We start from the raw sequence: 20,111 nt of genomic DNA on the forward strand, positions 1-20,111 counted from the left end.
CACCCGGCAGACCCGCTGAATCCGAACTTCCCGAACCTGAACTCCGGGCCTAATGACCCGGCCACCATCGTGTATGTGAATAAATCCGGTGGCTTCAATACCTGGAAAACCGTGAAGAACGATGACAATACAGCCGTGGCCAAACCGGCGCAGGAGCTGTTGTACCGGATCTACATCCGCAATACAGGCGGGGTGCAGTTAGCCAATGTAACGATCGTGGATACCATCCCGGCGCATACCAAATATGTAAGCAATGCCACGGGCGGCGTGTATAATGCAGCCTCCAATACCATTAGCTGGACGCGTGCCACCATCGGCGTAAAAGTAAAAGACTCCGTGAGCTTCCTGGTAAGAACAGATGATGACCTTAGCGGCGTAACGCAGATAGAAAATATAGCAACAGTAGGTACTGCCGATACCGTGCGCCGTACAGGCATCTGCGATCCGTTCACGGACGCCACCTGCCCCGGCACGCCAACACCCGCCATTATACTGGTGGAGAACAAGCCGGTGAACCTGGACCTGGTATTCCCGAACGTATTCACACCTAATGGCGACGGCCTGAACGAATATTTTAAAATAGCCGGCCTGGAAAGCTACACCGCACCGCAGTTATATGTGTATAACCGCTGGGGCGGACAGGTATATGCTTCCCAGGATTATCATAACGACTGGGATGGCAACGGAGGAAAGCTGAATGAAGGAACTTATTACTATGTGCTGAAGGTAAAAACATCATCTGACGAAGAGAAACTTTATAAGGGATGGGTGCAAATACTGAAATAATGAAGCAGGCTGCCATGCCTAAAAGAGCTGTTATGCGTAAGTTGTATGCATGCATGGTATTGCTGTTACTGGCTTACACCGGTAAAGCGCAGCAGAACCTGCAGTTTAGCCAGTACATTTTTAATGAGCTGAGTGTGAACCCGGCAGTTGCAGGTAATAAGGAAGACTGGTACCTGAATGCCATTTACCGGCAGCAGTGGGCCGGCTTTCCCGGCGCACCCCGTACCGGCGGCGTATCTGTTGATGGCCTGATACGTGGTGATGATAATGACCGTCGTGTAGGCATTGGCGTGCAAATGATGATGGATAATTTAGGACCGCAGCATGCCTACTCCATATACGGCTCTTACGCCTACCGCATTCCCATGGATGAGGAGAACCTGAGCCGCCTGTGCCTGGGCCTGGGTATTGGCGTTACACAATATGGTATTGATGGCAGCACCTTCATGTACACCGATGCCAATGACCCGGTGATCCCCGTGGCGCCTGCAGCTTCCATAGCGCCGGATGCCCGCTTTGGCATTTACTACTACAGCCCGCAGTTCTATTTCGGGCTCTCTGTAATGGACCTCTTATCTACCTACACCAATACCAGCTACTCCTGGAAAGGGTATAAGTTTGAGACCATCCGCAAAACACAGCACATTTACCTTACCGGTGGCACCTTAATACCGTTCTCTGAGAATTTTCAGTTAAAGCCTTCCTTGATGGTGAAAACCGACATGAAAGGGCCGATCAGCATTGACTTTAATTCTTTTTTACTGATAGGGGAGGGCGCTAAAATATGGGTAGGCGGCTCTTACCGCACCACCAGCAACGTAAGCATTATGGGCGTGTTCAACGCGCCCCGTTTTCGCCTGGGGTATTCGTATGATATGAATATGAGTAAGCTTACCGGTACAGGACCCTCGCATGAAATATCCATCGGTATCCTGTTCCCATCCGGCAGGAATGATGATGCGGACCCGCGGTACTTCTAATTTATTTCTGCTCGTATTTCCAGTTACGGCTTTTTCCTTCCGCCAGCCATTCAATGGCAGTAGCTATCCGTTTCCAAAACTTCCATCCTTATTAACATCTGATTAGGGCCCTGTTTCTTCAGGAGTGGTTAGATTTATATAAATCTTTAGCACACACTCAAAATTTTTATAGTCAGATGTTTCACTTGTATTGGAAAAATTAATAACCGCTTATTCTTAAGCGGTTTTTTTGTGGATATTCTCCACAACTATCCGAATAAATAGTTGCTAAAATTGTCAGCTATACAATTTATCACACAAACGTGATATGTAATAGTTAGGGGCCTTTATATATTTTCGTCGCCATATAAATATCGTAAATACACTTTTACGCGCACGGAACTTTATCACCATACCCCTGTACCCTGAATGAACCGGATAGCCTTACACCTCTGAAAAACAACGGAACACTGAATGTTTTATATACAACAGTGAACAATGAAAACGCACGAATGGAACCCCATGCGAAGGGCCTCTTTTTTTTATCTCCGCAAAAAGTGCTTATATTTAATTGGAGCCAGGAATCTAAATCGTACCAAAAAGATCTAAATCGTTTTTAAACCTAAGTCAATTCGTACTAGAGCTATCTAAATCAGAACAACCATATGAACAAAGCCCTCATGATTGCAGGTCTGCTATTGGCATGCCTGAACAGCTATGCCCAACATGCAGTAAAAGGAAAAGTAAGCGATAATACCGGCGCCCCCATACCCGGTGTAAGCGTATTTGAAAAAGGCAGCAGCCGCGGTACCAGTACCGATGCCGGAGGCGCTTTTCAGCTGGAGGCCGGTAATGCCAATGCTGTAATTGTTTTCCGTGTGCTGGGTTATGCTACGCAGGAAGTATCCCTGAACGGGAAAAGCACCCTTAACGTATCACTGGTAAGCGAAAGCACCGCCATACAGGGCGTGGAGGTAGTGGGCAGCCGCAGCCTGAACCGCTCTGTAACTCAAACACCGGTGCCTATTGACATTATACCGGTTGCAAAGATCACCAACTCAGTAGGGCAGCTGGATCTGAACCAGCTGATGCAATTTGTAGCGCCCTCTTTTAACTCAAACCGGCAAACAGGCTCCGATGGTGCGGATCATATAGACCCTGCCACCCTGCGCGGTTTGGGACCCGATCAAACCCTGGTGCTGATCAATGGCAAACGCCGCCACCAGTCGTCGCTGGTGAACCTGTACGGCACCCGCGGCCGTGGCAATACCGGTACAGACCTGAACACCATACCTGCCGCCGCCATTGAGCGTATTGAAATACTGCGCGATGGCGCTGCTGCGCAATATGGCTCCGATGCTATTGCCGGCGTAATTAACATAGTGCTGAAATCCAGTACAGATGGGCTTAGCACCAACATCAACGGGGGCATTACCTCCAAAGGCGATGGTGAAAATGTAGGCCTGAATGCCAACTACGGCTTTAAAATAGGCGAAGGCGGTTTTATAAATGTAACAACAGATTATTTATACCGCGGCCGCACCAACCGGGCGGAGGATCCTGCCAAGGTAGGGGAAGATAATGTGCCGCGGCGCTTTTATGGCGATGCCCAGATGGAGAACTATGCGGCCATGTACAATGCACGCATTCCTATTGCGGAAAAAGCGGAGATCTATTCTTTTGGCGGTTACAACCAGCGTCACGGTAACGCTTATGCGTTTACACGTTATGCGGGCGACGACCGTAACATACCCTCCATTTACCCCAATGGTTTTGACCCGCAGATCATTTCTGATATCGGCGACCGTTCCATATCCGTAGGTGTACGCGGGGTAATGAAAGGCTGGAACGTGGATTTTAATAATACCTACGGCATTAACCGTTTTCATTATTATGTGGATCATACACTGAATGCTTCTTTACTGGAGCAATCGCCCACCCGCTTTGATGCCGGCGGCTTTCAGCTGAGCCAGAACACGGCCGGGCTGCACTTTACCCGCTTTTTTGAAAATGTATTGCCCAAGGGCACCAACATTGCCTTTGGTACGGAGTTCCGTACAGAGAACTACCGCATTTTTGCAGGCGAGGAAGGTTCCTGGAAAGCCTATGGCGCATACGACCTGGTACCCAACGATAACGGCGGCATAGATACCGTGTACAAAGCTGCCGGCTCACAGGGCTTCCCGGGCTTTCAGCCTGCGAATGTGGTGGATGAATCCCGTACTAACCTGGGTGTGTATGCAGATGGGGAGTTTAACTTCTCCTCTAATTTCATGATAGGCGCTGCCGGCCGTTTTGAGCGGTATAACGATTTCGGTAGTACGATAAACGGCAAGCTGTCCATGCGGTATGAAATATCGCCTGCATTGGCTTTCCGCGGTTCTATAAGCACCGGTTTCCGCGCGCCTTCCCTGGCACAGATCTATTTTAATACCACCTATACCAACGTGGTAAGGGGAGAGGCCATTGAAAACCTGCTGACCCGCAACCAGAGCAATATAACCCGCGTGCTGGGCGTAGAGCCGCTGAAACAGGAAAAGGCCGTGAACGCCAGCTTAGGCCTTACTTCCAGGCCGGCGCCGGGTTTAAGCATTACGGTAGATGGGTATTATGTAAAGATAAAAGACCGCATTGTGCTTACCGGTGATTTCACCGCAGACAATGCGCCGGAAATAGCCGCAGACCTGGACAAGTTGAACGTAAGCGTGGTAAAGTTCTTTACCAATGCGCTGGACACCAAAACCCTGGGCCTGGATGCTATTGTAACCTGGAACAAACGTTTCAGTGGCGGGCATGATTTTACCGCTACACTGGCTGCTAACTTCAACGACCTGGAAACGGGCGAGATCAAAACCTCTGCCAAGCTGGCCGGCCGTAAGGATATTTACTTCAGCGACCGGGAACGCTCTTTCCTGGTAGCCTCGGCGCCACCCAGTAAAATTAACCTTACGCTGGATTACCGTTATGGCAAGTTCAATACCAACCTGCGTTTTGTGCGTTTTGACCGTATACGCCTGCAGAACTATGACCTGGTGTACGATATTTATGATGCACGCATCGTAACCGACCTTTCCGTGGGCTACCAGATCATTCCGGCTGTTACCTGGGTGGTTGGCGCCAGTAACCTGTTTAACGTATATCCCACTAAGCACAATGCAAATCTTACCGATTCCGGTGGTATCTACGAGCCGCTGCAGATGGGCTTTAACGGCACTTACTTCTTTAGCAGGCTTTCGTTCAGATTTTAGATCTCAGATCATAAATTTTAAAGGCCTGATGGGTTACTAAAACCTGTCAGGCCTTTTTATTATATTGCTGCCGGAAGCGGAAGACAAAAGAATTACGAATTATTTAATTACGAATTACGAATTAAATGCTGCGTAGATAAACGCTGCGCTTTGATGTGTAGTTCTTAATTAAACTGGTAGTGGTTGTTCATATGAACTACTCAATTCGTAATTCGTAATTAAATAATTCGTAATTGAATACTATGTCTTCACTTAAGAAAGCTATTCTTCCCATACACCTTTGGGCTATTGCCGTAGGGCTGGTTATTTCAGGCGAGTATTTTGGCTGGAACTATGGCTGGGGCGTAGCCGGTACTGTAGGCTTTTTAATAGCTACGTTCATTATCACTATCCTGTACCTCACATTTATTTTCAGCTTTACAGAGCTAACCACCTCCATTCCGCATGCAGGCGGGCCCTTTGCTTACTCGCACCGTGCCTTTGGCCCCATTGGCGGGCTTATAGCGGGTTATGCCACCGTAGTGGAGTTTCTGCTGGCTACCCCTGCCATTGCGTTTGCCCTTGGCAGTTATATCCATTTCCTGTACCCGGCTTTACCGGTGTTGTGGACCGCCATTGCTTTTTATGTAGCGCTTACCGGCGTAAATATGCTGGGAATTAAAGAATCCGCGCTTTTTTCACTGGTAATAACGTTGCTGGCAGTGCTGGAGCTGCTGATCTATATGGGTATTGTGGCGCCGGCATTTAAAGCATCCAATTTTTTGCATGATGCCATGCCCTTTGGCATAAAAGGCGTGTTTGCAGCGCTGCCCTTTGCCATCTGGCTATATGTGTGTATTGAAGGTATAGCCATGGTGGCTGAGGAGGTGAAAGATCCTGAAAAGAATATACCCAAAGGTTATATTTCCGGCATCTTAACCCTCATGCTGCTGGCCATTGGCGTAATGGTGCTAACCGGCGGTATTACCGACTGGAAAAGCCTTTCCGGCATCGATTATCCTTTACCGGAATCTATTGGCATTGTGCTGGGCAGGCACAATAATATTACCCGCATTTTTGCCGGCATTGGCCTGTTTGGGCTGCTGGCATCGTTTAACGGAATTATCATCAGCTACTCGCGGCAGCTGTTCGCACTCTCGCGCAGCCGGTACTTACCGGAAGGCTTGTCCAAACTAAGCCGCAAACATCAAACCCCTGACCGGGCGCTCATTGCAGGCGGCTTACTGGGTATTGTTGCCCTGTGTCTGGGCCGAACGGATCAGCTGGTATTATTGTCTGTACTGGGCGCTGTTGTAATGTATATCCTGAGCATGGTGGCGTTATTCATACTGCGTAAAAAAGAGCCTGATCTGCCAAGGCCTTTTAAAGTACCCGGCTATCCCTGGGTGCCGCTGGTGGCATTGCTGCTATCCATTCTATCGCTGGTTGCCATCATCTACTATAATGTTATGTTAAGCCTGCTGTTCTTTGCAGGCATGGGGCTTACGCTGATCGTATTTCTGCTGGCCGGTAAGCACAAACAAACACAGGAAGATATAACTTTATACCAGCTACCATCATAACATGGCTTACCAGTGTACCATAGGAAATACCAGCTACCGCTTTGAGGATCTGAAAATCTTACTGGCAAAAGCATCGCCCTACCGCTCCGGTGATGCGCTGGCAGGGCTGGCCGCCGGCAGCTACGAGGAAAGAGTGGCTGCACAGATAGCGCTGGCCGATGTGCCTTTGAAAACCTTTTTACAGGAAGCGCTGGTGCCTTATGAAACAGATGAAATTACCCGCCTGATCATAGATATGCATGATGCTAACGCCTTTGCCCGTATTAGCCATATGACGGTAGGCGAGTGGCGCGACTGGCTGCTGGGCGATGAGGCAGATACTGCCACCCTGCAGCAACTGGCGCCGGGTATTACCCCGGAAATGACGGCCGCCGTATCAAAGCTCATGCGCAACCAGGACCTTATCAGCGTGGCCCGAAAATGTGAAGTGATCACAAAGTTCCGCAACACCATCGGTTTAAAAGGCCGCTTATCAACCCGCCTGCAGCCCAACCATACTACCGACGATCCTAAAGGCATTGCCGCCAGTATTGTGGATGGATTACTGTACGGCAGCGGCGATGCGGTGATTGGTATTAATCCTGCTACAGACAGCCCTTCCGCGGTAATAACCCTGCTGGAAATGCTGGACCGTTTGCGGCAGCAGTTCGAGATCCCCACCCAGTCATGCGTATTATGCCATGTTACCACCGCATTGGAAATTATGCCCCAGGCGCCGGTGGATCTGGTATTTCAATCTATTGGCGGTACGGAAAGAACGAACAGCAGCTTTGGTGTGAACATAGCGCTGCTGAAAGAAGCGCATGACGCTGCATTATCATTACAGCGCGGCGCCATCGGCAACAACGTAATGTATTTTGAAACAGGGCAGGGCAGCGCATTATCTGCCAACGCACATGAAGGGCTGGACCAGCAAACCTGTGAAGCCAGGGCCTACGCAGTGGCCCGGCACTTTGATCCGCTGCTGGTAAATACCGTGGTAGGGTTTATTGGGCCGGAGTATTTGTTTGATGGTAAGCAGATCATACGTGCGGCCCTGGAAGATCATTTTTGCGGTAAGCTGTTAGGCCTGCCCATGGGAGTGGATGTATGCTATACCAATCATGCAGAAGCTGACCAGGATGATATGGACAACCTGTTAACCCTGCTGGGCGTGGCCGGTTGTAACTATATCATGGGCATACCGGGTGCGGATGACATTATGCTCAATTACCAGTCCACCTCTTTTCATGATGCCCTGTATGTGCGTAAGGTGCTGGGTTTGCGGCCGGCTCCTGAATTTGAGCAATGGCTGCTGCAGCAGGGGATTATGGATGCACAGGGGAACCAGTTACCCGTGCATACGCACCGGTTACTGGATCTATAATTAATAATTAAGAATGAATAATTAATAATCGCAGTGAGGTACTACGCGCAAGTTTAGTACTGCATTATCATTGTTAGTTATTCATGCTTAATCATCCAAAAACAAAAACGTAGAACTATACATAAGCGCACGCCTGCATCCATTATTATTAATTATTCATTCTTAATTATTAATTCGTTTTATGGCGGATCCCTGGATAAAACTTAAATCCTTCACCCCCGCGCGCATAGCGCTGGGCCGCACCGGCACTGCCATTCCGCTAAAGGAAGTATTGCAGTTCCGCATGGCGCATGCCCATGCGCGGGATGCGGTGTATTCCCTGGCAGATGTAAAAACCCTGCAGCATCAGCTAAGCGCATTCCGGCTGCCGGTGCATGTATTGCACAGCAGCGCTGCCGACCGGCATGAGTACCTGCAGCGGCCGGATAAAGGGCGTAAGCTGGATGAAAGCTCAGCGCAGTTGTTAACGGCAGCCAACAGTGATGTGGCCATTATTATTGCAGATGGCTTATCGGCCACTGCGGTGAACAAACATGCAGTGCCTTTACTGCAGCAGCTAATACCTTTGATACAGGGCGCCGGTATGAGCCTTGCCCCCATTTGCCTGGTACAGCAGGGCAGGGTAGCAGTGGGCGATGAAGTGGCCGCTTTATTACAGGCAAAGGCCGCTATTATGCTCATCGGGGAAAGGCCGGGCCTGAGCTCGCCCGACAGCCTGGGCATGTACCTTACCTACCACCCAAAAGTAGGGTTAACAGATGAGGCGCGCAACTGTATCTCCAATATCCGGGAAGCAGGCTTATCTTATGAAGCAGCCGCGGCCAAAACCTTTTATTTGCTGCGTGAAGCAGTGCGCCTGCAGCTATCCGGTGTGCAGCTGAAAGACAATGAGCATTTACTTTCCTGAAAACGTATATTTACATACGTGAGATACTCCCTTTACATTTTACTGCTGTTGTGTTGCACACAAGCCTATGCGCAAAAGCAGCGCGTTACTTTAGTTAAGAATGAGCTGATCATGCAAAACCCGCCTTTTGCGGCCTGCCATGCTTCCACCATCACGCCATTATCAAATAACCGCTTAATGGCAGCCTGGTTTGGCGGCTCGCGGGAAAGCGCCCCGGATGTATGCATCTATACTTCCACCTGGGAAGATGGGCAGTGGAGCGCACCCCGGCGTGTAGCCGACGGCGTGATCAATGATACGCTGCGTTATCCCTGCTGGAACCCGGTATTGTTCCGCACAAGGGCCGGCCGTTTACTGCTGTTCTATAAAATAGGTAGATCGCCCCGGGAGTGGTGGGGCGTAATGCGCAGTTCCAGCGATGACGGCAAACATTGGTCGGCCGCGCAAAAGCTGCGGGATAGCCTGCTGGGGCCTGTTAAGAATAAGCCGGTGCAGCTGGCCAGCGGCGATATCCTCTATCCATCCAGCACCGAAAGTAAAGATGAAAAACAGTGGCATATTCACCTGGAAAAGTCGGATGCAGAGGCGCAGCATTGGCAATACCTGCCCATAAATAACGATACCTTTGGCGTAATACAGCCCAGCATTTTATTTCATAAGGGTGATAGCTTGCAGCTGCTGTGCAGGAGCCGGCAAAACTATGTAGTGCAATGCTGGTCCGGCGACCAGGGTGCTACCTGGGGGCCTTTATCCAAAACAGACCTGCCGAACCCCAATTCCGGCACCGATGCCCTAACGCTGCGCAATGGCCTGCAGGTGCTGGTGTACAACCCGCTTAACGCAGGGAAAGAGTGGTTTGAAGGCCGCAGCAAATTGAACGTAGCCCTTTCCACAGACGGGCGGCACTGGAAAGATGTATATGCACTGGAGGATCAGCAAAAAGGAGAATTCAGCTATCCCGCCATTATTCAAACACCGGATGGACTGTTGCACATTACCTATACGGCTGATAGAAAAAATATCAGGCATGTAGTGTTACGTGTGAAATAGGTTCCTCAATATACCATCATGTATACACACCTTCAGGGCCATGTGATAGCGGTTTTGTGTGGTATATCATTTGCAGCTGTTCCTCTGGTAAAAAGGGCATGAAAAAAAGAATAATGATAACAGATGATGATCCGGGCATTCAGGATATTTACAAGTTAATACTTGAAAAGGCCGGTTACGCCACCGATCTGGTTTCGGATGGCGAGCGGATTATGAAGAACCGGTTTGAATGTCCTGTTATTTTTTTGCTGGATAAACAGCTGGTTGGTTTCGATGGCCTGGACCTTTGCCGTCATCTTAAAAGCCAGGAAAGCACCCGGCATATTCCTGTAATTATGATCTCCGCCACCCCGGGTTTAAGCAGGGTTGCCCGGCAGGCCGGTGCAGATGCCTTTATGGAAAAACCATTTCACCGGGATGAGCTGCTGGCTATTGTAGAGAAATATGCCGGCGCTCCTGTTTAGTTATCATAATATCTATTTTTCCATGATACTTTTGATCTCTTCAATAAAACGCTCAATTTTCCGGCTTTGCCGGATGGTCGACACTACTACTACAGCAGGCTGTTTTGTATTAGGCGGCGTAAAGAACATCTGCACTTCTGTGCCTGCATAGATCATGTTGTAAGACTTACGTACCGTGCGGAATCCTGAGAAATCTTCGAAGGCATATTTTTTATTGCCAATACCTATGGGGCTGATCCTTTCAATAGTACGGGCAGCAGGGTTTAATAAAATGCGTGTAAAAGCTGCCAGCAGAAATATCAGGCCCAGGCCCAGGCTAATAACAATAAATACTATCCTGCCGGTAGTACCATCGGTTTTGATCCAGGGAGTGCCGGTGCATTCATGAATGCCTAACGCCAGCAGCGCAATGCCCATAATAATGGTGCCTGCCTTTTGATTTTTAAGGATATAAACACCGGCCTTTTCGTTAAAATATTTATAAGCCGTAATGGTGTTGTTGGTATGTTCTGCTAGTGGCGTATACTGCGCTATGTATTCATGGATCAGGGGTATCACTTCCTGGCTGAACGCAATTGCGTTAGGGTCGGTTTCCTTTCCGTAGCCGGATGAAATAATAATGCCTTTTCCGTATTTATTGTTTTTGGGAAAGATCCTGAAGTTAAAGCCGCCGTACTGTTGTGTTACTGTATTTACGCCATGCAAGCGGTCAAAAGGGATAGTTCTGATAGGGATCAGCCCTAACATTTTTTGCTGCATGCTGCCGGTGGTCCTGTCAAAAATGATCTGTGTTCTTGAATAGGCAAGGAACAGGATCACAATAGCCGCCAGTAAAAGGGCAACGGAGCCCATGGTGTTGGCGGCGTTGCGTTCTACCGTTATGTATAGCAAAAGCAATCCGCCAAAAAGAACGCCTAACACGATACTGAAAATAAAAAATACCCGGTAGGGATATATGGTTATGCGGGCGTCGTCAATAGTCCATCTTGTTTTGGTAAGGCCTTTTTGTGGCATGGGAAAGCAATAGTTTTATTGGTTAGGAATAAGTTAACAATATAAATTTGATGTGCAACAAACATTAAAAATGTACCCCTGGTAATATATTGCCCACTACAATACGGGAGCTAATATACTTCCGTTTTTTTATAATAAAAGAGGCTGTATCAAAAGTATGATGCAGCCTCTTTTTACTCGGGTACCTGATGGAGGTAGGTCGTCGTTTAAGCGATTCTCAGGCCCTTCTTTTATTTTTGATACATCCTCATATTAATTTTAAGGATGTAACGTTATAACAGGTTCTTTTTCACATAGTCTGCGCTTTGCCTGATGCTCACGAAAGGATCGATAGTGATCTGGTCCTGCTCAACAAAAAAGTATTGTACACCGGCGGTTTTAGCTTTTGCGAAAATAGCTTTGAAATCAATGGTGCCGGTGCCTACTTCTGCAAACTTAATATCATTGGCAAGTGTACTAAGGTCTATGGCGCCGGTATCTGCCACGGGTTGCGGCGCGGCCTTGCTGATGTCTTTCACATGCCACATGGGAAAACGGCCGGGCGCTTTTTCAAATAGCTGAACCGGGTCCTGCCCGGCTTTTTTAGCCCAGAACAGGTCCAGCTCAAAATGTACCAGCGCGGGATCGGTTTCATTCAGCAGTATATCATATGCGGTAGACGTCCCATCTGCCACCTTACGGAACTCCCAGAAGTGGTTATGGTACGCTACTTTTATGTTTGACTTTTTTAACAGCTCACCTGCTTTATTCAGCTGTGCGGCTACAAATTTATAATCATCTGCAGGTATAGGATATTTAGCTATGAGGTCCATGGGCGGAACGGGTATGGTAAAATATTCCTGTCCCAGGGCTGCGGCCAGGTCGGCCTGCGCTTTCAGCGCTTCGTCTTTGCCATTGCCTAAGGTTAAGTAATCGCCAAGCTGATAGTGTCCGCTGGGCGTGGTAAGGTTATGTTCTTTCAGCAGGGCTTTCAGCTGATCGGCGGTTAATCCCCAGAACGTAGAGCCGGGACCGTTATACCCGAAATAGGTCTCCACTTGCTCATAACCTGCCTGTGCTACCTTTGCTATGGTATCTTTTACATCTTTGGTCAGCTGATCGCGCAGCGTATAAAGCTGTATGCCTAATTTGCGGCCACTGGCTTCTGTAGCGGGTTTACAGCTGAATATGGAAGAGGGGAGGGCTAAGCCGGCGGTCATTAATGCCACCTGCTGAATAAAAGACCTTCTGCTGTTGCTCATAACGATGGTTTTTATGCTTAGGATGAATAAAGAATTGCACAAGCTAATATTTAATTACGAATTAGTCAATTACGAATTACGAATTGGATGCTGCGATAGGGCCTGTTTTATCTCAATATTGCACAGATTCGTGAATAGGCAATACTTTATATTCGGACTACTTAATTCGTAATTCGTAATTGAACAATTCGTAATTCCTCTTACTGGTCCCTGTAATTCAGCGCAGGCTTCCTATCGCCCAGCAAGGCTTTATACTGGAAATCCGCGCCTCTTGCTTGCTGGTATTCCTGGGTGGCTTTTTGTATCAGTGCCGGATCAGAGAGCAGGTCAATGCCGGTTAAGGCCATAGTTTTAGCTGCCACCATCATGCCTTTGGCGCCAATATCGGTGCCGCCGCTTGCTACGGCCTGCCAGCTGTGCGCCGGCGTGCCGGGCACCCAGGTAGCTGCGCTTAACCCTACGGTGGGCACATTCCAGCTTACATCTGCCACGTCTGTAGATCCGCTGATATCGCCTTTGCCCGCCGATTGCAGGCTATCTATGGCAGCAGCCTCGCTTATTGCAGGCACCTTATAGGTAAAGCTGGTTTGGATCTTTTTCCCAAACTCTATTTCGGCGGGCGTATAACTTACGCCGCCCACCTGTTGCAGGTTCTTATACATAGCGGTTATCAGCGTCCGGTTAGGCAGCAGGTCATAGGTGCCGCCGGTAATTTCGTACTCTACTTTGGTATCAGTGCCCAAAGCCGCGCCCCTGGCGGCATTTACCACTCTGTCAAAAACACTGCGCACAATATCCCGGTCCACATTACGCACATAATAATATACTTCTGCAAAATCAGGCACCACATTAGGGGCTTTACCGCCATTGGTAATTACGTAGTGGATGCGGGTAGAGGAGGGGATGTGCTCCCGCATCATGTTCACCATATTATCCATAGCTTCTACGCCGTCCAGCGCAGAACGGCCTTTTTCCGGCGCGCCTGCTGCATGGGCGGAGAGGCCATAAAAGCGGAATTTGGCGCTGATGTTGGCCATGGTGCGGCCGGTCATTATCCCGTTGTTGTCGCCCGGATGCCAGTGGATCACGGCATCTACCTCCTTAAACAAGCCGGCGCGTACCATGTACACTTTGCCCGAGCCGCCTTCTTCTGCCGGGCAGCCGTATACTTTAACGGTGCCTTTTAGCTTACCACCGGCTATCAGTTTTTTCAGCTCAATGCCGGCAGCTACAGAGGCTACGCCAAATAAATGATGTCCGCAGCCATGCCCGGCGCTCATGCCGCTTTTCGGCTGCTTTTCCGGTACGGCTTCCTGCGCCAGGCCGGGCAGCGCATCATACTCCGCCAGGATGCCGATCACCGGTTTACCGCTGCCATAGGTGGCTACAAAAGCGGTGGGAATGCCTGCTACGCCGGTATCTACGCTAAAGCCATTGTCTTTCAGCGTTTGTTGCAGCAAGGCCGTGCTTTTATATTCTTTATAACCTACTTCTGCATAGTTCCATATTTGCAGTTCGGTTTTTTTGTAAAAGTCGTATTGCGACTGTATATCCGTAACAGCCATTTGTTTTAAAGCAGCCGTACCCTTTTGCTGCGCCCATACTGTAGGGGAAAATAACAGGCAGGCGCCGCCCAGCAATAGCAGGAAATTTTGTTTCATAGTTGCGACATTTTATTGAATAATAGTGGTTATGTAATACAGGTATAACATACCTGCATCCTCAAACCGTTTTCCTGGAAGGGAATGCTGTAAACGGTGTAGAAAGATTTTGGTTTGTGTTCTTTTCGTATAGCCGGGCATGTAACCCGGTACCTAAATAACAAACAATTTCTCTCATTTTCACCTCCCGGGCATACATATTTATAATGCTAAAATGTGGGGATAAATCACTTTTAAATGACATAAACAAACAATGTGGATATCTTAAATGTGGATAAATGTTACACGTGGAACATTTTGAAAAATCATAACTAATTGTATTTCAGTATACAACTAATATGTGAATAACTCTGATGTGGAAAACATATTTTGGTGTGAATAACGTTGGTCATCTTTTTCATGTTTGATGGGCATTTCAGGAAGGAAAGTTCAGTAAAAGGTGCATTTGTGGCGGATTTTCTGTTGAAATGGGGCCGTTATTGATAAAATGCCTTGCTAAAATTTACGGCAGCGCTCCCCGGGGACAGCCATGGAATTATACAACGAACCGGGGCTATTGTTCAATATGGTGGTTATTTATTACTTGTTAGTTTATGGAGAGGTTTGCCCTTTTGGATGGGGTGTTTAACAGGATAATTTACTTTAAGGGAACTCCTTTAGTACCCCCGTCGCCGGCACGCTTTCCACTGGTAAACAATGCCCTTACCCCATTAGCTGATCCTCCATAAGACCCTGCTTCAGCTGGCGCCTGTTATAGCAGTTTCCCGGCTATGGCCGGCAGATTAACGCAAACCCTGCACCGGTACATTCCTCTGAAGAGGTTTGTTGCACCAGCGTATATAAAGAATCTATCTTTGCGTTGTATATTCGCGCTGACTTATTACTTGTCATTTATACATTTAAAACGTTCATGAAAACACTGACTTGCACCACGCCCGGGCAGTTTGCCTACGGAGAAAAGGAAAGACCGGTTCTTACAAAAGGCCAGGCTATCATAAAAATAAACCGCATTGGCATTTGCGGTACGGATCTGCATGCATTTGAAGGCACCCAGCCTTATTTTGAATATCCCCGCATTTTAGGGCATGAGCTTTCCGGTGAGTTAGTGGAGGCCGATGGTGCACCCGGGTTTGAAAAGGGTGAAGCCGTAACCTTTATACCTTATTTTAATTGTGGTACCTGCATTGCCTGCCGCTCCGGCAAGCCCAATTGCTGTACCAGCCTGAAAGTATGCGGTGTGCATGTGGATGGCGGCATGGTGGAGTATTTGTCGGTTCCCAGCCATACCCTGGTACACGGGCAGGGGCTTTCTTTCGATGAGCTGGCGCTGGTAGAGCCGCTGGCCATTGGCGCGCATGGCGTACGCCGGGCCGCTGTGCAACCGGGCGAGTTTGTGCTGGTAGTAGGCGCGGGCCCTATTGGCCTGGGTATTATGGAATTTTCCCGTATTGCGGGCGCACAGGTGATTGCCATGGATATTAATGAGCACCGCCTGGCATTCTGTAAAGATAAATTACAGGTGGCCCATACGGTAAACGCTGCCTCACCCGATGTAATGGAGCAGCTGAAACAGATCACTAACGGCGACATGCCTACGGTGGTAATAGATGCTACCGGCAGCTTAAAAGCTATTCAAAACGCATTTCAATATATGGCCCATGGCGCCCGTTATGTGCTGGTAGGGCTGCAGAAAGGAGAGATCAGCTTTCCGCATCCTGAATTTCACAAACGGGAATCAACCCTTATGAGCAGCCGCAACGCCACCCGTGAAGATTTTGAGCATGTGATCAGCTCCATGAAAAAAGGACTGGTAAAACCAGCTACTTACATTACCCACCGCGTTGGCTTTGATGCAGTAAAGGATAATTTTGAAAGCTGGCTGGATCCAAAGAATGGCGTGATTAAAGCGATGGTAGCGGTTTAACTGCGGATCCCGGGTGTTATTTGTTGCAAGCGCTGAACGGCCTTTCAAAATACAAGTCTGCCACCAAAAAATTTGATATTTATGGAAGCGTTAAACCCCATTAACACAAATTGGACGCGCATCCCGGCGGCCTTTTTGTTTGTTCTTGCTGCCTTTGCAATACCAAACAAGGTATCTGCACAGGCATTGCCTGATTCCATCGTTACAAAGATCAATACACTCTTTGACAAGTGGAATAAGCCGAACAGCCCGGGTTGTGCAGTAGGCATTGTACGGAACGATTCCCTCATTTTTTCCAAAGGGTACGGGTTGGCCAACCTGGAATACGGCATTGCCAATTCCGGTGAAACCATCTATCATATGGCCTCTGTATCCAAGCAATTTACGGCCTTTGCCATTGTGCTGCTGGCAAGGCAGGGTAAGCTGCAGCTGGATGATGATATCCATAAATACCTTCCCTGGTTTCCTGATCTGAAAGAAAAGATCACCATACGTGATCTTTTAAATCATACCAGTGGCATAAGGGACCAATGGCAATTGCTGGCCATCCAGGGTACCCGTCTCGATGATATTATTACACAGGAACATATCATCAAAATTTTAAGCAGGCAGCAGGCATTGAACTTTAAACCCGGTGAAGAATACAGTTATTCCAACAGCAATTTTACCTTACTGGCGGAAATAGTCAGATCGGTTTCAGGCCAGTCCCTCAGGCAATTCACAGATTCGGCTATTTTCAAGCCCCTGGGAATGATGCATACACACTTTCATGATGATTATACAGAAATTGTAAATAACCGGGCCGACTCTTATAACCGGAAAGACAGTAGTCATTATACAAAAAGCATCTTAAGCTATTCCAACGCGGGCGCAACCAGTCTTTTTACCAATGTAAAGGATATGTCGAAATGGATAAGCAATTTTTATGATCATACCGTAGGTGATCAAAAGGATATTGATGTGCTGACAACAAAAGCAAGACTAAAGAATGGGAAGGAATTAAGCTATGCTGCGGGCATCGTGTCTGATACCTATAAAGGCTGGCGGCAATTTTCACATGGTGGTGGTGATGCCGGGTTCAGAACCTTTATTGCCGCTTACCCGGATCTGAAAATGGGGGTTATTGTTTTTGGCAATGTAGCTGATTTTAATCCTACTGGTAAAGCGCAGCAGATCGCAGCGCTTTTCATCAGTGATACAACAAAAAATACGGCAGTTAAAAAGGAACAAAAGGAGGAAAGCTCCGCTGCGCTTTCAAACAATGATTCGGTGTTCTTACAGAAATACCTTGGAAATTATGTGGGCGACGCGGGCGTTAACCTCAGCCTGGAAATAAAAGATAATAAATGCTATTACCGGTCAGGCGGTGAGCTATTGCTGATGAAAAAAGATTCAGCCAATACCTATTCCATGTTTTATGCGCCGGAGGTCCGCTTTCGCATGGATATCCATTCAAAAGACACCACCATCTTAGTTACAATACCAGATCAGCAATTCCTCTTAAAAAAGTATATAAACGTACCCTCAAACGATAAAGCGCTGCAGGCGTATACCGGCCGGTATTACAGCCCGGAGCTTGATTGCAGTTATGGGATTATCGAGAAAGACCACCGCTTATATCTGACCAGCAACAAATATAATGATACGCCGCTTACCTTTGCCGGGCCCGATCATTTGCTGAATGATTGCTGGTGGATGGATCATTTAATGATAAAACGCAACAAGCTGAACCAGATAACCGGTTTTGAAGTGAACAGCGGCCGGGTGATGCATGTGGCATTTATTAAAATGGAAAAGCAGTAGGGCCTGAAAAGGAGAAGTGCAGTAAATGATAATTATCTTCGCTGCATTCCATTCGTAATTACTCATATCATAATTATTTTCAATAGCATTCGTGCACCGCTTTAAGCGGTGTCGTAATTAACTAATTCGTAATTCATGAACCGTTTCCTCCTCTACGCCGCCTGCCTTTTCCTCTGGGCCTGCAATGGTAAACAATGCGGTAAAAACACCGTTACGGATAAAGCCGCCGATTCGCACACCGCTGAAAAATGGCAGGGCGTGATCCATGCCGTTACCTGCCAGGACATTGATGTACAGCTTACCTTTACCCGCGCACGCGGCGCAGACACCGGCACCTACCAAATGAGCCAGCACTGCCGGGAAAACGATAATACCTTTACAGACAGCGGTACCTGGCAGGTGAAAAAAGGGAAGGACCTGGTTTATATACTGCAAAGCCGCAACGACGGTACCTCCCACAGTTACCGCATTAACGGCAACCGCCTGCTGGAGCTGGATGCAGACCGCAAGGAAGTGGATAGCTATTACCTGGAGAAGGTAGAGTAGCAGCGCCTTAATTAAATATCCCCTACCTTTATCCACGTAATTAGTGAATAAAGAATGGGGGGCCAATATTTACAATCTGCTTTTCAGCGCAATTCCACAATACTGTTCTTATGCCTGTTAATGATGGCGGTAATGCCAGCCCGCGCACAGCAGCCGGTAGCCATCAGCAATGAGCTGGAACAGCATATTTTTACTTTTGGAGAGATCGAATACCTGCGGGACCCATCCGGCGCCCTTACCATTGAGCAGGTTAGCAGCCCGGCCTTTAACGGCTTTATTCCCAATAAACAAAGCACTCCGCAAAACCATCAGATAGGAAAAGTATACTGGTACCGCATCAGGATAAAAAATGATCCCGCGGTAAAAAAGCATTTCATCCTGGAATACTTTGACCAGACCATTGATGAGCTAACAGCCTATATACCGGGTGCAGACGGGCATTTCCGGCAGCTGCAAATGGGCGATCAATACCCTTTTCAGCAACGCCTGTTCCTGCACAAGAACTTTGAGCTGGACCTGGATAACAGCACAGCAGGGGAGCAGGTGTATTACTTCCGCATCCGCTCGGCGCAAATTGCAGACGTGATCATTGTGCTGCGCTCCGTGAACAAATTTGTAGGATACGCCCTCAACGAATACTTCAGCTTCGGGATCTTTTATGGTATGATCCTGATCTTCAGCTTCTACAACCTCATCATGTTCCTGGCCGTACGGCAGCGCCAGTATTTATATTATGTATTGTATAACCTGAGCGTGGCGCTGTACGAGATGTGTACGGATGGTATTGCCTACCAATACCTGTGGCCGCATGCACCTGCCTGGAACCAGTATGCCTTTGCCGTACCGCTATGCTGCATGAGCATTTTTGCCCTGCTGTTCACCCGCAAGCTGCTGTATGTGCGGTCAAGGGCGCCCTTGCTGAATAAGATCATCATGGGCATTATTGCCGCCCGCGTGCTATTTTTCCTGGCAGCCCTGGCGCTGAACCGCAGCTGGTTCAATTACAAGTTTATAGAAATGCTGCCGCTGGCCGTTGCTTTTGGCACCGGCATTTATATATGGAGGCGGGGCTACCGGCCGGCCCGATTTTTTGTGCTGGCCTACAGCTTCCTGTTCGTGGGCTTTATGCTCAAGTTCTTTATTATGCTGGGGTATGAGTGGCTGAATTTTGGGGTGATCAGCTATTACAGCCTTAGCTTTTGCTTTATCCTGGAAATGTTCTTCCTGTCCTTTGCCATTGGCGATAAGGTACGCCTGCTGAAAAAGAAAAAGGACAAGGCGCAGCGGCAGATCATTAGCCAGATGACGGAGAATGCCCGCCTGAAAGATACCCTGAACCGGGAGCTGGAATCGCAGGTAAAGGAGCGCACCCGGGAGCTGTTCGAGAAATCAGAGCTGATCGCACAGCAGAATGAGGAGCTGCAGCAGGCCAACCAGCTGCTGCAGGAGCAGTCCCTGGAAATATCCCGTATGAACGACCTGCTGGAACAGGATAACCGGCAGCTGCAAACCATCGTGGAAAAGGTATCCCGGGCCAGGGTGCTCTCTGCCCCGGTGGACTTTGAAGAGTTCAGCAAGAT

15 protein-coding genes are annotated in these 20,111 nt (G+C 48.3%); 12 read left to right on the forward strand and 3 right to left on the reverse strand.

Going from position 1 to position 20,111, the window contains the following annotated elements; genetic code table 11:
- The 8 genes from VIM87_RS30235 to VIM87_RS30270 form a co-directional block, all read left to right on the forward strand.
- On the forward strand, positions 1–786 hold a 786-nt coding region (locus VIM87_RS30235; RefSeq protein ID WP_332000590.1), incomplete at its 5' end, for a gliding motility-associated C-terminal domain-containing protein.
- Between the two features lie 32 nt (positions 787–818).
- The gene (locus tag VIM87_RS30240) at positions 819–1,766 is read left to right on the forward strand and encodes a type IX secretion system membrane protein PorP/SprF (RefSeq protein ID WP_332000591.1); all 948 of its coding nucleotides are present in this window, start codon (positions 819–821) and stop codon (positions 1,764–1,766) included.
- 644 nt (positions 1,767–2,410) lie between these two features.
- Positions 2,411–4,993, forward strand: coding sequence for a TonB-dependent receptor (locus tag VIM87_RS30245; protein WP_332000592.1), 2,583 nt, complete (start codon positions 2,411–2,413; stop codon positions 4,991–4,993).
- Positions 4,994–5,226: 233 nt separating this feature from the next.
- Positions 5,227–6,555: an ethanolamine permease gene (gene eat / locus VIM87_RS30250; RefSeq protein ID WP_414649680.1), complete on the forward strand. Its 1,329-nt coding sequence runs from the start codon at positions 5,227–5,229 to the stop codon at positions 6,553–6,555.
- A 1-nt stretch (position 6,556) separates the two neighbouring features.
- The gene (locus tag VIM87_RS30255; protein WP_332000594.1) at positions 6,557–7,921 is read left to right on the forward strand and encodes an ethanolamine ammonia-lyase subunit EutB; all 1,365 of its coding nucleotides are present in this window, start codon (positions 6,557–6,559) and stop codon (positions 7,919–7,921) included.
- A 181-nt stretch (positions 7,922–8,102) separates the two neighbouring features.
- Complete coding sequence (eutC, locus tag VIM87_RS30260; protein WP_332000595.1) at positions 8,103–8,828, forward strand: ethanolamine ammonia-lyase subunit EutC; 726 nt, start codon at positions 8,103–8,105, stop codon at positions 8,826–8,828.
- Between the two features lie 18 nt (positions 8,829–8,846).
- Complete coding sequence (locus VIM87_RS30265) at positions 8,847–9,878, forward strand: sialidase family protein (RefSeq protein ID WP_332000596.1); 1,032 nt, start codon at positions 8,847–8,849, stop codon at positions 9,876–9,878.
- 98 nt (positions 9,879–9,976) lie between these two features.
- On the forward strand, positions 9,977–10,342 hold the full coding sequence (locus VIM87_RS30270; RefSeq protein ID WP_332000597.1) for a response regulator: 366 nt from the start codon (positions 9,977–9,979) through the stop codon (positions 10,340–10,342).
- A gap of 12 nt (positions 10,343–10,354) precedes the next feature.
- Here VIM87_RS30270 and VIM87_RS30275 read toward each other — a convergent pair whose 3' ends face one another.
- The 3 genes from VIM87_RS30275 to VIM87_RS30285 all read right to left on the reverse strand — a co-directional run bounded on the left by VIM87_RS30275 (position 10,355) and on the right by VIM87_RS30285 (position 14,258).
- Complete coding sequence (locus VIM87_RS30275) at positions 10,355–11,356, reverse strand: hypothetical protein (protein WP_332000598.1); 1,002 nt, start codon at positions 11,354–11,356, stop codon at positions 10,355–10,357.
- A gap of 272 nt (positions 11,357–11,628) precedes the next feature.
- Complete coding sequence (locus tag VIM87_RS30280) at positions 11,629–12,597, reverse strand: sugar phosphate isomerase/epimerase (protein ID WP_332000599.1); 969 nt, start codon at positions 12,595–12,597, stop codon at positions 11,629–11,631.
- 200 nt (positions 12,598–12,797) lie between these two features.
- Positions 12,798–14,258: an amidohydrolase gene (locus VIM87_RS30285; RefSeq protein WP_332000600.1), complete on the reverse strand. Its 1,461-nt coding sequence runs from the start codon at positions 14,256–14,258 to the stop codon at positions 12,798–12,800.
- A 910-nt stretch (positions 14,259–15,168) separates the two neighbouring features.
- Between VIM87_RS30285 and VIM87_RS30290 the strand changes: the two genes are divergently transcribed.
- From VIM87_RS30290 to VIM87_RS30305, 4 genes are all read left to right on the forward strand, one after another.
- On the forward strand, positions 15,169–16,182 hold the full coding sequence (locus tag VIM87_RS30290) for a zinc-binding alcohol dehydrogenase family protein (RefSeq protein WP_332000601.1): 1,014 nt from the start codon (positions 15,169–15,171) through the stop codon (positions 16,180–16,182).
- A gap of 81 nt (positions 16,183–16,263) precedes the next feature.
- Complete coding sequence (locus VIM87_RS30295) at positions 16,264–17,985, forward strand: serine hydrolase domain-containing protein (protein WP_332000602.1); 1,722 nt, start codon at positions 16,264–16,266, stop codon at positions 17,983–17,985.
- A gap of 135 nt (positions 17,986–18,120) precedes the next feature.
- On the forward strand, positions 18,121–18,531 hold the full coding sequence (locus tag VIM87_RS30300) for a copper resistance protein NlpE N-terminal domain-containing protein (RefSeq protein WP_332000603.1): 411 nt from the start codon (positions 18,121–18,123) through the stop codon (positions 18,529–18,531).
- 132 nt (positions 18,532–18,663) lie between these two features.
- Positions 18,664–20,111: 7TM diverse intracellular signaling domain-containing protein (locus VIM87_RS30305; RefSeq protein WP_332000604.1), on the forward strand; the 1,448-nt coding region annotated here is incomplete at its 3' end.

Source organism: Chitinophaga sp. (assembly GCF_036569125.1).
Classification (GTDB): domain Bacteria; phylum Bacteroidota; class Bacteroidia; order Chitinophagales; family Chitinophagaceae; genus Chitinophaga.